Annotated in this window: 17 protein-coding genes; 1 reads left to right on the top strand and 16 read right to left on the bottom strand. The window is 57.5% G+C overall.

Translation table 11 applies throughout. The annotated features are described in order from the left end of the window. Positions 1–28: 28 nt before the first annotated feature. The gene (gene yjdP, locus HV350_RS22480) at positions 29–358 is read left to right on the top strand and encodes a DDRRRQL repeat protein YjdP (RefSeq protein ID WP_016155470.1); all 330 of its coding nucleotides are present in this window, start codon (positions 29–31) and stop codon (positions 356–358) included. Positions 359–427: 69 nt separating this feature from the next. Here the strand turns inward: yjdP and phnP are convergent, their stop codons facing one another. The 16 genes from phnP to HV350_RS22400 all read right to left on the bottom strand — a co-directional run bounded on the left by phnP (position 428) and on the right by HV350_RS22400 (position 12374). Further along, positions 428–1186, bottom strand: coding sequence for a phosphonate metabolism protein PhnP (phnP, locus tag HV350_RS22475; RefSeq protein WP_181629354.1), 759 nt, complete (start codon positions 1184–1186; stop codon positions 428–430). A gap of 9 nt (positions 1187–1195) precedes the next feature. Then, positions 1196–1630, bottom strand: coding sequence for an aminoalkylphosphonate N-acetyltransferase (phnO, locus tag HV350_RS22470; protein ID WP_016155472.1), 435 nt, complete (start codon positions 1628–1630; stop codon positions 1196–1198). Further along, positions 1617–2171, bottom strand: a complete 555-nt coding sequence (phnN, locus tag HV350_RS22465) for a ribose 1,5-bisphosphokinase (protein ID WP_181629352.1) — start codon at positions 2169–2171, stop codon at positions 1617–1619. Before phnN ends, phnO begins: the two co-directional genes overlap by 14 nt. A 2-nt stretch (positions 2172–2173) precedes the next feature. After that, positions 2174–3310: an alpha-D-ribose 1-methylphosphonate 5-triphosphate diphosphatase gene (gene phnM, locus HV350_RS22460; protein ID WP_016155393.1), complete on the bottom strand. Its 1137-nt coding sequence runs from the start codon at positions 3308–3310 to the stop codon at positions 2174–2176. Continuing rightward, a complete protein-coding gene (gene phnL / locus HV350_RS22455) occupies positions 3307–3993 on the bottom strand; it encodes a phosphonate C-P lyase system protein PhnL (RefSeq protein WP_016155474.1) in 687 nt (228 codons plus the stop codon). The genes phnM and phnL overlap by 4 nt, the downstream gene beginning before the upstream one ends. Before the next feature lie 116 nt (positions 3994–4109). Continuing rightward, a complete protein-coding gene (gene phnK, locus HV350_RS22450; RefSeq protein ID WP_003844769.1) occupies positions 4110–4868 on the bottom strand; it encodes a phosphonate C-P lyase system protein PhnK in 759 nt (252 codons plus the stop codon). Continuing rightward, a complete protein-coding gene (gene phnJ / locus HV350_RS22445; protein WP_249418045.1) occupies positions 4865–5656 on the bottom strand; it encodes an alpha-D-ribose 1-methylphosphonate 5-phosphate C-P-lyase PhnJ in 792 nt (263 codons plus the stop codon). The genes phnK and phnJ overlap by 4 nt, the downstream gene beginning before the upstream one ends. A gap of 46 nt (positions 5657–5702) precedes the next feature. Then, positions 5703–6770, bottom strand: coding sequence for a carbon-phosphorus lyase complex subunit PhnI (locus HV350_RS22440; protein WP_181629348.1), 1068 nt, complete (start codon positions 6768–6770; stop codon positions 5703–5705). Beyond that, positions 6770–7354 carry a phosphonate C-P lyase system protein PhnH gene (gene phnH, locus HV350_RS22435; protein ID WP_003031824.1) on the bottom strand — a complete coding sequence of 195 codons (585 nt, stop codon included), beginning with the start codon at positions 7352–7354 and terminating at the stop codon, positions 6770–6772. Before phnH ends, HV350_RS22440 begins: the two co-directional genes overlap by 1 nt. Beyond that, positions 7351–7803 carry a phosphonate C-P lyase system protein PhnG gene (phnG, locus tag HV350_RS22430; protein WP_181629347.1) on the bottom strand — a complete coding sequence of 151 codons (453 nt, stop codon included), beginning with the start codon at positions 7801–7803 and terminating at the stop codon, positions 7351–7353. The genes phnH and phnG overlap by 4 nt, the downstream gene beginning before the upstream one ends. Then, positions 7804–8529, bottom strand: a complete 726-nt coding sequence (gene phnF, locus HV350_RS22425) for a phosphonate metabolism transcriptional regulator PhnF (RefSeq protein ID WP_016155477.1) — start codon at positions 8527–8529, stop codon at positions 7804–7806. It lies immediately after the preceding gene. 20 nt (positions 8530–8549) lie between these two features. Beyond that, complete coding sequence (phnE, locus tag HV350_RS22420) at positions 8550–9329, bottom strand: phosphonate ABC transporter, permease protein PhnE (protein ID WP_016155398.1); 780 nt, start codon at positions 9327–9329, stop codon at positions 8550–8552. 105 nt (positions 9330–9434) lie between these two features. Continuing rightward, positions 9435–10451, bottom strand: a complete 1017-nt coding sequence (gene phnD / locus HV350_RS22415; RefSeq protein WP_016155399.1) for a phosphonate ABC transporter substrate-binding protein — start codon at positions 10449–10451, stop codon at positions 9435–9437. An 80-nt stretch (positions 10452–10531) separates the two neighbouring features. Further along, entirely contained in the window at positions 10532–11320 is a 789-nt protein-coding gene (phnC, locus tag HV350_RS22410; protein ID WP_016155400.1) for a phosphonate ABC transporter ATP-binding protein, read from the bottom strand. A 132-nt stretch (positions 11321–11452) separates the two neighbouring features. Further along, positions 11453–11899: a VOC family metalloprotein YjdN gene (gene yjdN / locus HV350_RS22405; protein WP_016155401.1), complete on the bottom strand. Its 447-nt coding sequence runs from the start codon at positions 11897–11899 to the stop codon at positions 11453–11455. Positions 11900–12038: 139 nt separating this feature from the next. Further along, positions 12039–12374: a zinc ribbon domain-containing protein YjdM gene (locus HV350_RS22400; protein WP_003031835.1), complete on the bottom strand. Its 336-nt coding sequence runs from the start codon at positions 12372–12374 to the stop codon at positions 12039–12041. Positions 12375–12552 lie beyond the last annotated feature (178 nt).

Below are 12552 nucleotides of genomic sequence, written 5' to 3'. Positions count from 1 at the left end.
GGGCGAGTTTCTTGATGAGGCTGGTTTTATGCAACGCTCCGCGACATTCTTACTTTTCACTCTGCTGATGATGACCACCGTATCGGCGCAGGCGGATATTATCGATGACGCCATCGGCAATATTCAGCAGGCAATTAACGACGCCTACAAACCGGACAGCGGGCGGGATTATGACGACTCTCGTGATGAAAGCTGGCAGCGACAGATGAGTGACGATCGTCGCAGGCAGTATGATAATCGCCGCCGCCAGTTTGAAGACCGACGCCGCCAACTGGATGACCGCCAGCGCCAGCTCGATCAGGAACGGCGTCAGTTAGAAGACGAAGAGCGCAGAATGGAAGAAGATTACGATCGTTAGCGCAATCTTTCGCTGGCAAGGTTATAGGGGGCAGAGACCTGTTAACAAGCCTTTAAGTGCGATGTAAACCTACCTCAGCACAATTTCCATTCCGTCATACCCGGCTTCGAGCCCTGTCGGTAGCGGATTCTCCATCATCCACAAATCAAACTGATGACTGATATGCGTCAGGATCACCCGTGGGCAGCGGATAACCGCGTTCAAGGCGATAACGGTATTTACATCGCTGTGATTACGCGGCGGTTGTGCGCGCGGGGCGTGGCTGCAGTCGATGATAATCACCTGAGGCTGGTTATTGTGGAGAAACTTCAGCGTCTTGTCGGGAAGTCCGGCGGTATCGGAGAGCCACGCCACGCGGCTGTGCGCGGTCTCCAGCAGATAGCCAAACGTCAGCTTTGAGTGGTTGAGCGGGAGTGGCGTCACCTGCAACCCTTGCAGGTTAAACACCACGAATGGCGCGACGGTATGGCTAAAATCGAGGATGCCAGGGTGCTTAAACAGATCGTCGCATCCCTGTTCATCCGGCGGACCGTACACCGGGATAGTCGCCCCCACGCCCCAGCGCAGCGGAAACAGCCCCTGCACGTGATCCATATGGTAGTGGGTGAGCAGAAACTGCTGGAAGCTGCCTGCTGGCCAGTCGTCCATCAGATGCGGGATCCCCGCGTCCAGCAGCGTCAGCGCATTGTTAAATTTGACCACCCCGCTACAAGGGCGTCGACGGTATTGCGCCTGTAAGCGTGCTCGTTGGCAGGCCGCACAGTCACATCCAAATGCCGGCACCAGTTGCGCGCCGCCGGTTCCCGTCAGCGTAATGGTCAGACTCATGGCTCCCCCCTACAACGGTTTGGTGAAGCGAAAATGGCTCATGGTATAGCCTTCGCGCTGGTAAAAGCGGTGCGCGTCAAGGCGTTGGGTACTGGTAGAAAGCTCGGTTATTTCTGCGCCCGCTTCGCGCGCGGTGGCTTCGGCCCAGGTCAGTAACTGACTACCCACTTTTAGTCCTCGTGCCTGTGGCATCACCACCAGTTCCTGGATCTCGCCAATCCAGTTGGCGTGGTGCAGATGAAACTGCAGGTGCAGACCGATCAAGCCGACGACCTGTCCGTCGAGCAGCGCCAGCTGGTAGTGCATATTGGGATCTTGCAGATTTGCGGCGTAGCCGGCGCTAAAGGCCTGCAGGTCGAATTGGCCCTGTTTCAACTCACAGATAAGCGCGTAAACCGCATCGGTATCGTATAGCGTGGCGCGGCGTAATTCACAGACAGACATGTTTCTTCTCCTTGCGTCCCATCAGTGTGAGCAGTGTATCGACAGACTGTAGCAAACTTCCATCATTGTTCAGGACGTGGCAGTCATACGGCGTGTAGCGTGCCGCGCGTTCAAGGCGGGCAGCGATTTCCGTTTCGCTCTCCCGTCCACGTGCCTGCAGGCGCTGGCGTAAAATGGCCGGGGAAACCTGTAAGCAAATGGGAAGTAAAGAAGCGCCGTAACGGGCCTGCGCCAGGGGCAGATGCGCGCGCGAGCCGTTGACCACCACATCAAAACCGGCGTGCAGCCAGAGGTCAATCTCTACGCCGACGCCGTAATAGAAGCCGTTGGCGTGCCAGCTCAGCGCCAGCAGGTTCTGCCCGGCGCGGGTAAAAAACTCTGGTTCGCTGAGGGCAATATGGTTTTCATTCCCTGCGTTGGCGGCGCGGGTGATGTAACGGTGCGCCACCAGCAGTTGCGCAGGTTCCTGCTGGCGAAGTTCTGCCAGTAGACTGTCCTTACCGGAGCCAGACGGCCCCATCAGCCAGATCAGTTTCCCCATAGTCAGAATACCCTTTTGCCCTGACGCCAGACGTGGTCGATATGGATGTGATCGCCTTTGCGATGCGCCAGCACCAGATCCGCGCGTTTACCTTCGGCTACAACGCCACGATCGTCGAGATTTAATGCCCGCGCCGGATTGCGGGTCACCAGACGAATGGCCTGCGGCAGCGTAAAGCGGTTGGCATCATCGTCCGCCACGCGGAATGCCGCATCGAGCAGGCTGGCGGGGTAGTAGTCGGAGGAGAGAATATCCAGCAGCCCCAGCTCAGCCAGCTTATGCGCCGCCACGTTGCCGGAGTGAGAACCGCCGCGCACGATGTTGGGCGCGCCCATCAGTACGTTCATACCATGCTGGCGCGAGGCCTCTGCGGCGGCAAAGGTAGTAGGAAATTCGGCGATCACGCTGCCAAGTTGATGCGATTCCAGCACATGATCGCAGGTGGCATCGTCATGGCTCGCCAGCGCTATCTGGCGCTCACGACACATCTGAGCAATCGCCGTGCGGTTGGGTTGCGACCAACGTGCAGCCAGAGCTAACTGTTCTTCTTCGTAGCGGGCCATTTGCTCGTCGGTAAGTGAATACTTGCCCTGATAGTACTCGCGGTACTTCTCGCGATTGGCAAACTGACGCTGGCCGGGGGAGTGGTCCATCAGCGATACCAGCGTCACCGGCTCACGACTGACCAGTTTTTCAAACAGCGGTAGGGTGGTGTGATGCGGCAGCTCGCAGCGCAAATGCAGGCGGTGCTCGGCGCGATTGACCCCGCGCTTTTGCGTCTCTTCCACCGCGTTGATCATCTTCTCCAGATTTTCCAGACGGTCACCGCCGTCGCGCACATCGCCAATCGCCACCGCGTCCAGCACGGTGGTAATGCCGCTGGCGACCATCAACGCGTCGTGGCTGCTCATCGCCGAGTGGGCGGGCCAGTCTACCTTCGGGCGCGGGGTGAAAAACTTGTCGAGATTGTCTGTATGCAGCTCGATAAGCCCTGGCAGCAGCCAGCCGCCTTCTCCGTCCATCGCTTGGGCCAGTTGGCTCTGACTTTCGGCAAAGGCGCGGATCGTTCCGCCCTCAATTTCCAGCGATCCTTGCACCACTTCATCTTCCAGCACCAGCTTTACATTATTGATAATCATGCTGTTGTTCCCATCAGGTGCAGGCGATCCGCGACGCGGTCGCGCACGGTTTGATCGTGAAAAATGCCGACAATTGCCGCGCCGCGGGCTTTCGCTTCTTCAATCAATGCGACGACGGCGGCGCTGTTTTTGGCGTCCAGCGAGGCGGTGGGCTCATCGAGGAGTAGAATCGGGTAATCGACGATAAACCCTCGGGCGATATTGACGCGCTGCTGTTCGCCCCCGGAAAACGTCGACGGCGCCAGATGCCACAGCCGCTCCGGCACGTTCAGGCGGGTAAGCAGGTTAGCCGCTTTGGCTGCGCACTCCTCGCGTGACACGCCGAGATCCAGCAGCGGCTGCATCACCACATCCAGCGCAGAAATCCTTGGGATCACGCGCAAGAACTGGCTGACCCAGCCGATGGTTGAACGGCGAACTTCCAGCACTTTACGCGCCGGAGCCTGCACCAGATCGACCCATTCGTCGCTGTGGCGGATGTGGATGTGTCCTTCATCCGGCAGGTAGTTGGCGTACAGCGAACGCAGCAACGTGGATTTGCCGCTGCCAGAGTGACCGTGCAGCACCACGCATTCGCCGTTTTTAACTTCCAGAGTGGCGTCTTGCAGCACCGGCAGACGCACGCCGTTTTGCTGATGCAGTACAAAGGTTTTACTGACGTTTTCAACGCGGATCGCGTTCATTTTTAGCCTCTTTAAGCATTTTTGCGTTCGATTGCCTGATGGCGCTTCGCTTATCAGGCCTACAACCGATGCCGATCCGTAGGCCGGGTCGCGAAGCGCCACCCGGCAAGACAAAATCAGTTTTGCAAAACTGATGACACCAGCAACTGGGTATACGGATGATGCGGATCGTCGAGTACGCGGTCGGTTAACCCACTTTCCACCACCTGACCCTGCTTCATCACCAGCAAACGGTCGGCCAGCAGGCGCGCTACGCCCAGATCGTGGGTGACAATAACCACTGCCAGATCCAGTTCCACCACAAGACCGCGCAGCAGGTCCAGCAGTTTGGCCTGTACGGAAACGTCCAGACCGCCGGTGGGCTCGTCCATAAACACCAGTTTGGGATGGGTGACGAGATTGCGGGCGATCTGCAGGCGCTGCTGCATGCCGCCGGAAAAGGTGGTTGGCAGGTCGTCGATACGCGAGGCCGGGATCTCCACTTCTTCCAGCCAACGCTGCGCGGTGGCACGAATATCGCCGTAGTGGCGCGCCCCAGTGGCCATCAGGCGTTCGCCGATATTGCCGCCAGCGGAGACCTGACGGCGCAGGCCATCCAGCGGATGCTGATGCACCACGCCCCATTCGGTGCGCAGCAGACGGCGACGGTCGGCCTCGTTCATGCCGTACAGCGAACGGTTCTGATACAAAATCTCACCGCTCTGCGGCGTCAGCCGTGAAGAGATCGATTTCAGCAGCGTGGTTTTGCCGGAACCGGACTCGCCGACGATACCCAGCACTTCACCAGGCCACAGGTCAAAAGAGACATCGCTGAAGCCCTTGCCCGGCGCGTAGAGATGGGTCAGGTTGTTGACTGAAAGCAGCGGTTGCGTCATTTGCTGAGGGCCTCACTCTGTTGGCGGCAGTAGTCGGTGTCGGAGCAGACAAACATGCGTTTGCCGGTGTCATCGAGCACCACTTCATCGAGATAGCTGTGGGTTGAGCCACAGATGGCGCAAGGCTCATCCCAGCTCTGCACGGTAAACGGGTGATCGTCGAAATCGAGGCTTTCCACGCGGGTATAAGGTGGAACGGCATAGATGCGTTTTTCGCGGCCTGCGCCAAACAGTTGCAGGGCCGGCATCATGTCCATCTTCGGATTGTCGAATTTTGGAATTGGCGACGGATCCATGACGTAGCGGTCGTTAACCTTCACCGGATAGGCGTAAGTGGTGGCGATATGGCCGAAGCGGGCGATATCTTCATACAGTTTCACCTGCATGATGCCGTACTCTTCCAGCGCGTGCATGGTGCGGGTTTCCGTTTCGCGCGGCTCGATAAAGCGCAACGGCTCGGGGATCGGGACCTGGAAGATAATGATCTGGTCTTCCACCAGCGGCGTTTCCGGGATGCGGTGGCGGGTCTGGATCAGCGTCGCGTCTTCCGTGCGCTCGGTGGTGTTCACCCCGGTCACGCGTTTAAAGAAGTTGCGAATCGACACGGCGTTAGTGGTGTCATCCGCGCCCTGGTCAATTACCTTCAGCACGTCCGGCTCGCTAATCACGCTGGCGGTGAGCTGAATACCGCCGGTTCCCCAACCGTAGGGCATCGGCATTTCACGTCCGCCAAACGGCACCTGGTAACCGGGGATCGCCACCGCTTTCAGAATCGCGCGGCGAATCATGCGTTTGGTCTGCTCATCAAGATACGCAAAGTTGTAGCCGGAGAGGTTAGTGGTCACGGGTGGCCTCCTGTTGCAGGCGTTTGAGCAGTTCCAGCTCGGCCTGGAAATCGACGTAATGGGGAAGTTTGAGGTGCGAAACAAAACCCGCCGCCTCGACGTTATCCGCATGCGCCAGCACGAACTCTTCGTCCTGCGCCGGTCCCGTGACCGCTTCATCGTATTCGGCTGCCTGTAGGGCGCGGTCCACCAGCGCCATCGCCATCGCTTTACGTTCGCTCATGCCGAACACCAGCCCGTAGCCACGGGTAAAATGGGGGGATTCGTTTTCTGGCGCGACAAAACCGTTGACCATTTCACATTCGGTCATCAGCAATTCACCGACGTTCACCGCAAATCCCAGCTCTTCCGGTACGGTTTCCAGTGCCACATAGCCGCTGCGAATTTCGGCGGCAAACGGGTGATTACGCCCGTAGCCGCGTTGGGTGGAGTAGGCCAGCGCCAGCAGATATCCCTCATCGCCGCGCATCAGCTGTTGCAGACGTGAGGCTCTTGAACAGGGGTAAACCGGTGGCGTGCGGGTGATGTCGTCGGGCGTGGCGCCATTATCCTCTTCACGCTTTGCCAGTCCCTGGTTGGCCAGCAGGGAAAAGACGTGCGGAGAGGCGTCCTGCGCGTCGTCTGCGCTGCGCAGGGGTGGCGTTTCGCCATTGGCCAGCAGGGTAAAATCCAGCAGGCGATGGGTGTAGTCATAAGTGGGACCTAACAACTGCCCGCCGGGAATATCCTTGTAGACCGCAGAGATTCGGCGCTCAAGGCGCATTTCTGCACTGTTAACCGGTTCGCTGACCGCCACCTTTGCCAGCGTAGTGCGGTAGGCGCGGAGCAAAAAGATGGCTTCGACGTTATCGCCGCTGGCCTGCTTCAGCGCCAGCGCGGCCAGTTCGCGGTCGGCGATGCCGCCTTCGGTCATCACCCGGTCGACGGCCAGGTTCATCTGTTGTTCGATTTGCGCCACGCTCAGTTCAGCAATGGTCTCTTCGCCCCGGCGTCGGTTTTCCTGCAGGGCGTGGGCGTTGGCTATCGCCTTTTCGCCCCCTTTGACGGCGACATACATCAGCACACCTCCACATGGGTAGTTCGCGGAATAGCCAGCAGGCGTTCGCCGCAGGTGAGGATCAGGTCGACCCCCAGCGGGAACGGATGCGGGCGTTCGGTGAGTTCGTGAATCAGGCATTCCGGTAGCTGTGGCGCGATCATGCGCTCTTCAGCGATACCGGCGCCGGTCAGACGCAGCATGCGTCCACCGCTTAAGCCAGAGACCTGCACAATCAGCGTGGCGCTGGTTTCTGGCGCGACGGCGGAACCGGCGGAGAGGGCGTTAAGCTGTTCGCTGCTGATGCGTTCGTCGGCGACGGCAAAGGCCGCCAACTGCGGCTGATCCACCAGCGGCGCGTTGGTGTGAAAACGCAGATTCTGCCGGGCGATATCGTTATCCATCGACGGCGCAAGCCATACCGGCGTGTCGCCGTCGACCAGGGTCAGTAGCACGCTGGTGGTTGCCAGGCCCAGTGGCTGCCAGCCGTGTTTCAGTTGATGCAGGGCGACGATCACGCCCGGCTCACTCATGGCCTTCAGCAGGCGACGAAAGCTCTGCTGAGCATCCTGAACGGGTAAATTAAAAGCGGTTTGTAAGGTCATGCGTTATCTCCGCGTACCAGCGTGAAGAAGTCGACCCGGCTGGCGTTGACTTCGGCACGGCGTGCGCTAATCAGCGCATCGCGTTCCGCTTCCAGCGGGGCAATTAAGGTTTCCATTAGGCTCTGGAAATGCGTTTGTTCCTGCAGCAGCGCGTCAATGACCGCGCACTGCTCGGCGTGTTGTTTGTTGCGTCCCAGCAGGTAGCTGTAGCCCAGCGTGCCGTTCTTCAGGCGTACCACTGCGCGGGTAAGCGTGGTATCACCGGCAAAGAAGCGGTTGCCGGTGCCGCCCATGCGAGCCTGGAGCTGCATCAGTCCGCTTTCCGGTGCGCGGATAAGTTCATAGTCTGGCGTCAGTTTGAGCGCGTGGATGCGGGCGTTCAGGGCATCGGCATTGCTGTAAGCCAGCGCGCGCATCCAGCGCTGGCGGGTGGCGGTATCGAAATGCATTCAGTGCTCCATAGTGAATTCGATCATGTCGGCGCGGGTCAGGCTGACGGAGTATTCCGCCGCGTGTTCTTCGCCTTCACGGTGGTTCAGGGTGCGCACGCACAGCAGCGGCGCCATATTGGGGATTTCCAGCACTTTGCTCTCTTTAGCCTGTGCGCGGCGGGCGCTGATGCGCGTTTGTGTGCGCAGGAGCGTCAGACCGGACTGTTCGCGCAGGTAGTCGTGCAGTGAGCCGTTGTTAAAGCCCTGCAGCAGCGGCCATAGCGTGAGGTCGGAAAAATAGTGGTCGATCTGGCACAGTGCGATACCGTTTACCCGGCGCAGGGTGCGCAGATGAATCACGTTATCGCCCTCGTTAATGCTGAGCGCATCGGCAATGTGGCTGGAGGCCGGGCGCAGCACCGCCAGCAGTTTTTCGCTGGTGGGGTGGCTACCCTGGTCCAGCAGGTTCTGGCTAAAGCGCGCCTGGGCATTAAGCGGGTAATCGAATGGGCGCATCAGCACCAGTACACCAACGCCCTGGCGACGCTGGACCCAACCACGCTCAACCAACTGGTCAATAGCGCGGCGCAGGGTGTGGCGGTTTACCTCGTAGCGCGCGGCAAGCTGATGCTCGGCGGGCAGATAGTCACCGCAGCGATAATGATGACGAAGCTCCTGCTCAAGTCTCGCGGCAATTTCCTGATAACGCGTTGGATAACTGGTCGGATGTGTAGACAAGTGCATAGCAATCAATGCCTCGCTAATCAGATAAAGTGCTTACGCAAACGCTGGGAAAGGAAATCCAGCAGGCTGACGGTGACGATGATTAACACCATCAGGGCGCAGGTTTGCTGGAACTGAAAGCCGCGAATCGCCTCCCATAAAGTCACGCCAATACCGCCCGCACCCACCATTCCGACCACCGTGGCCGAGCGGACGTTGGATTCAAAACGATACAGCGAGTAGGAGATAAGCAGCGGCATAACCTGTGGCAGAACGCCGTACAGAATCTCTTCAATTTTGTTGGCCCCGGTGGCGCGAATGCCTTCTACTGGACCCGGCTCAATGGCTTCTACCGCTTCGGAAAGCAGCTTGGAGAGCACCCCGGTGGTGTGGATAAACAGCGCCATTACCCCGGCGAACGGACCTAAACCCACGGCGACCACGAACAGCATGGCGAAGACCATTTCATTGATGGCGCGGCAGGCGTCCATCAGGCGACGCATCGGCTGGTAAATCCACCACGGTACGAGGTTATCGGCGCACATCAGGCCAAAGGGAATCGACAGCACAACGGCGAGGGCGGTACCCCAGACGGCAATTTGCAGGGTGACGGCCATTTCACCGAGATAGTCCTGCCACTGACTGAAGTCTGGCGGAAAGAAGTCGGCGGCGAAGGTCGCCATATTGCCGGAATCCTGGATCAGCGTGAGCGGAGCCATTTCGGCACCTTTCCACGAGACCACCAGCACGGCGAGAAGAATGGCCCAGCTCAGCAGTGAGAACCAGCTACGTTTGGGCGGGGCGACGGTGATGGTTTGCATGTTTAGCTCCGTGCGTAGGTTTATCGCCGGATGGCAGCGCTTGCGCCTTATCCGGCCTACAGAACATCGTCTGCCCGGTAAGCGAAACGCCACCGGGCATCAGGTTTACTGCACCGCTTTAGTCACGCTGGTCATGGCGCCCAGGGCGGCGGTCAAACGGTCAAGGTCGTCGAGCTGCGCTTTCAGCGCCGAGGTTTTGCTGGTTTTCTCTTCCTCGTTCAACCCTTTGTTGCCCTTCACGCCCTGCATCTCTTTAAACAGTGCCAGTTGGCGAATCGGTACCAGTTGCAGGTCGCTGGAGGCACGGAACGGTGCCCATCCCAGGCGTTCCAGGACGGTTTTTTGTTCCGGCGTTTTGCCGTAATTCATAAAGAAGTCGTACACCTTGTCCTTGGTGGTTTCGGAGAGGTTTTTGCGCCAGACGATCGGATCGCCCGGGATCAGCGGTGACTTCCAGATAACCTTCAGCTCTTTCAATTTTTCCGGCGCGGAGGTTTTCAGCTTGTCGAGGTTTTCGGTGTTGTTGGTGGCGACATCGACCTGTTTGTTGGCGACGGCCAGCGCGTTGGTTTCGTGTCCGGCGTTAACGGTGCGTTTGAAGTCGCTGGCGGAGATGTTGTTTTTGGCGAAGACGTAGTAACCGGGGACGAGGAAGCCTGACGTTGAGTTGGGATCGCCGTTGCCGAATGTCAGATCCTTACGTTTGGCGATCAGATCGTTCAGGTTGTTGATCGGACTGTCTTTGTTAACGATCAACACGCTCCAGTATCCCGGGGAGCCGTCGGCAGCGACGGTTTGGGCAAACACTTGTCCGTTAGCGCGATCCACTGCTTCCATTGCCGAGAGGTTGCCGTACCAGGCGATATCAACTTTGTTAAAACGCATTCCCTGAATGATCCCGGCGTAGTCCGGAGCGAAGAAGGCGTTCACTTTCACGCCCAACGATTTTTCCATGTCCTTCAGGAATGGTTCCCACTGTGGCTTCAGGTTTTGCTGTGATTCGGTCGAAATAATGCCAAAGTTCAGCGCTTTTTCTTGCTCTTCGGCCTGCGCCGGGCTGAACAAGGTGCTGATGCTGAACATGCTGGTAAAGGCCAGCGCGGCAACGGTCTTATAGCTCATGTTGTTTCCTTAATTAGTCTTTGTTCCAGGCTATTTCACTTGCCAGCCTGGCTGCGCCAATAACGCCTGGTTTTTTAGAACTATGCAGCCTGCGCGTTCTGTTCGACGCGGTTCATGCTGCGGTAGAGATGGTCAAAACGATCGTTATCAAAATGCTGGCTGCTGCCATCAAAGAAGACGTTGCCCTGACGAAGCGCGACAATGCGTTCGCAGTAGCGCAGGGCGTAATCCACCTGATGCAGCGTGACGACCACGGTGATGCCGTCGGTCTGGTTAATGTCGCGTAGGGTGTCCATCACGATGCGTGCGGATTCCGGGTCCAGCGAGGCTATCGGCTCGTCGGCAAGGATCACTTTGGCTTGCTGCATCAGCGCGCGGGCAATCGCCACGCGCTGCTGTTGCCCGCCCGAAAGCGTGGAAACGCGCTGGTATGCAAAGTGCGCCATGCCAACGCGGGTCAGCGCCTGTAATGCACGCTGTTTCTGTTCCTGGCTAAACCAGCTAAAACAGGTGCGCCAAAACGGCGTGCTGCCGAGTGCGCCAATAAGGACGTTTTCCAGTACCGTCAGGCGGTTAACCAGATTGAACTGCTGGAAGATGTAGCCGGTGTGGGCGCGGCTTTTGCGGATATCGCGCGCCAGGCGGCCTTCATGTTGAACGGTGCGACCCAGCAGTTCGACGTGGCTACCAGGGGATTTATCACCGACGATCAAACCGCTTAAATGACGTAAAAGGGTGGATTTGCCGGAGCCAGACGGCCCAAGCAGAGCCACCATCTCACCGGAACAGATGTTCAGATCAACCGCATTGAGCGCTTGATGTTGATTGAAGGACTTGGAGAGTTTTTCGACGCGAATAATCGTTTGCATGATGCGGCCTCCCTTAAAAAGTGGCCCCATCGTGGCGGATCAATGTGACGTTTTCGTTAAGGGATGGTTACTTGGTGATGAAGATTTGAGCGATTTTTGATGACAGTACGGGAGGGCTGGCCTCCCGTTGGATTACTCTGTAGGTTGCTGCTGTTTGACGACGTTGATCATCCACGGCACGCCATACCGATCGCTCACTTTACCGAAACCATGAGCCCAGAAGGTTTCCTGCCAGTCCATTTCGATTTTTCCGTTTGCTGCCAGGTTATCAAACCAGCGTTTGCCTTCGTCGACGTTTTGCGTGTCGAGTACCAGCGTAAAGCCAGAGTAGTGGGCATTTCCGTCGGGGGCGCTATCGCTCATCATGATGTCGCTGCCCGCAACGCGCAGGTTGGCGTGGGCAATGGCGGTATCGGGGAATTTCATGCCTGAAGGGCAACCCTCTTCGCTGTTCTGCGCCGGTTTGGGCATTTCACCGAAGTTGATTTTGTAGAGTAGCTCAGCGCCTAATGTTTTTTGGTAGTAGGCGATAGCATCAGCGCAGTTACCTGCGAAGGAGATATAGGGACTTAACGGCATAATCTTTACCTCAGGTAAAAGAAACCAGTTAAGTGTAGTTATCGTCTGCAAAAATAAGCCAGGCGGGAAGTATGAGCTTCCCGCCTGGCAGATGAGCTGGCGTCGGCCTGATTGACGTAGCGCCATCAGGCAATTTGCATCAGTTCTTTTTCACAAACTCAGATTTCAGCTTCATTGGGCCAAAGCCATCGATTTTGCAATCGATGTTGTGGTCGCCTTCAACCAGACGGATGTTCTTCACTTTGGTCCCGATCTTCAACATGGAAGAGCTACCTTTTACCTTCAGGTCTTTCACTACGGTAACGCTGTCGCCGTCAGCCAGCAGGTTGCCGTTGGCATCTTTAACGATCAGTTCGTCGCTGTCCTGAGCCGGTTCAGCATCGTTCCATTCGTGAGCGCATTCCGGGCAGATGAACATGCCGTTATCTTCGTAAGTGTATTCGGAGTTGCATTGTGGGCAGTGTGGTAATGACATGTGGATTTCCTCAAAAGTCAGCAGGGGCAAATGCGCCCAAAAATGGCAGATTGCCGAAAAAGGCCGCAATTATACATAAAATCCCTGCTTTTGTCGGGACTACTGCGTGATTATGCAAAATGATCTGCTGTAAAGACCCTTTGCTTTTACCTCAATGAAAGTATGGTGGAATATTTTT

It is taken from the genome of Citrobacter sp. RHBSTW-01013, from assembly GCF_013781985.1.
In the GTDB taxonomy this organism is placed as follows: Bacteria; Pseudomonadota; Gammaproteobacteria; order Enterobacterales; family Enterobacteriaceae; genus Citrobacter; species Citrobacter braakii.
This window is presented reverse-complemented; position numbering and strand designations above follow the sequence as displayed.

What these genes read in the sequence shown, in the direction of transcription:
- phnG (WP_181629347.1), bottom strand. Translation starts at nt 7,803, where the DNA reads ATGCATTTCGATACCGCCACCCGCCAGCGCTGGATGCGCGCGCTGGCT.
- phnO (WP_016155472.1), bottom strand. Translation starts at nt 1,630, where the DNA reads ATGTCTGTCTGTGAATTACGCCGCGCCACGCTATACGATACCGATGCG.
- phnM (WP_016155393.1), bottom strand. Translation starts at nt 3,310, where the DNA reads ATGATTATCAATAATGTAAAGCTGGTGCTGGAAGATGAAGTGGTGCAA.
- HV350_RS22440 (WP_181629348.1), bottom strand. Translation starts at nt 6,770, where the DNA reads ATGTATGTCGCCGTCAAAGGGGGCGAAAAGGCGATAGCCAACGCCCAC.
- phnJ (WP_249418045.1), bottom strand. Translation starts at nt 5,656, where the DNA reads ATGATTCGCCGCGCGATTCTGAAAGCGGTGGCGATCCCCGGTTACCAG.
- phnL (WP_016155474.1), bottom strand. Translation starts at nt 3,993, where the DNA reads ATGAACGCGATCCGCGTTGAAAACGTCAGTAAAACCTTTGTACTGCAT.
- phnK (WP_003844769.1), bottom strand. Translation starts at nt 4,868, where the DNA reads ATGACGCAACCGCTGCTTTCAGTCAACAACCTGACCCATCTCTACGCG.
- phnH (WP_003031824.1), bottom strand. Translation starts at nt 7,354, where the DNA reads ATGACCTTACAAACCGCTTTTAATTTACCCGTTCAGGATGCTCAGCAG.
- phnE (WP_016155398.1), bottom strand. Translation starts at nt 9,329, where the DNA reads ATGCAAACCATCACCGTCGCCCCGCCCAAACGTAGCTGGTTCTCACTG.
- phnC (WP_016155400.1), bottom strand. Translation starts at nt 11,320, where the DNA reads ATGCAAACGATTATTCGCGTCGAAAAACTCTCCAAGTCCTTCAATCAA.
- phnP (WP_181629354.1), bottom strand. Translation starts at nt 1,186, where the DNA reads ATGAGTCTGACCATTACGCTGACGGGAACCGGCGGCGCGCAACTGGTG.
- phnD (WP_016155399.1), bottom strand. Translation starts at nt 10,451, where the DNA reads ATGAGCTATAAGACCGTTGCCGCGCTGGCCTTTACCAGCATGTTCAGC.
- yjdP (WP_016155470.1), top strand. Translation starts at nt 29, where the DNA reads ATGCAACGCTCCGCGACATTCTTACTTTTCACTCTGCTGATGATGACC.
- phnN (WP_181629352.1), bottom strand. Translation starts at nt 2,171, where the DNA reads ATGGGGAAACTGATCTGGCTGATGGGGCCGTCTGGCTCCGGTAAGGAC.
- yjdN (WP_016155401.1), bottom strand. Translation starts at nt 11,899, where the DNA reads ATGCCGTTAAGTCCCTATATCTCCTTCGCAGGTAACTGCGCTGATGCT.
- phnF (WP_016155477.1), bottom strand. Translation starts at nt 8,529, where the DNA reads ATGCACTTGTCTACACATCCGACCAGTTATCCAACGCGTTATCAGGAA.
- HV350_RS22400 (WP_003031835.1), bottom strand. Translation starts at nt 12,374, where the DNA reads ATGTCATTACCACACTGCCCACAATGCAACTCCGAATACACTTACGAA.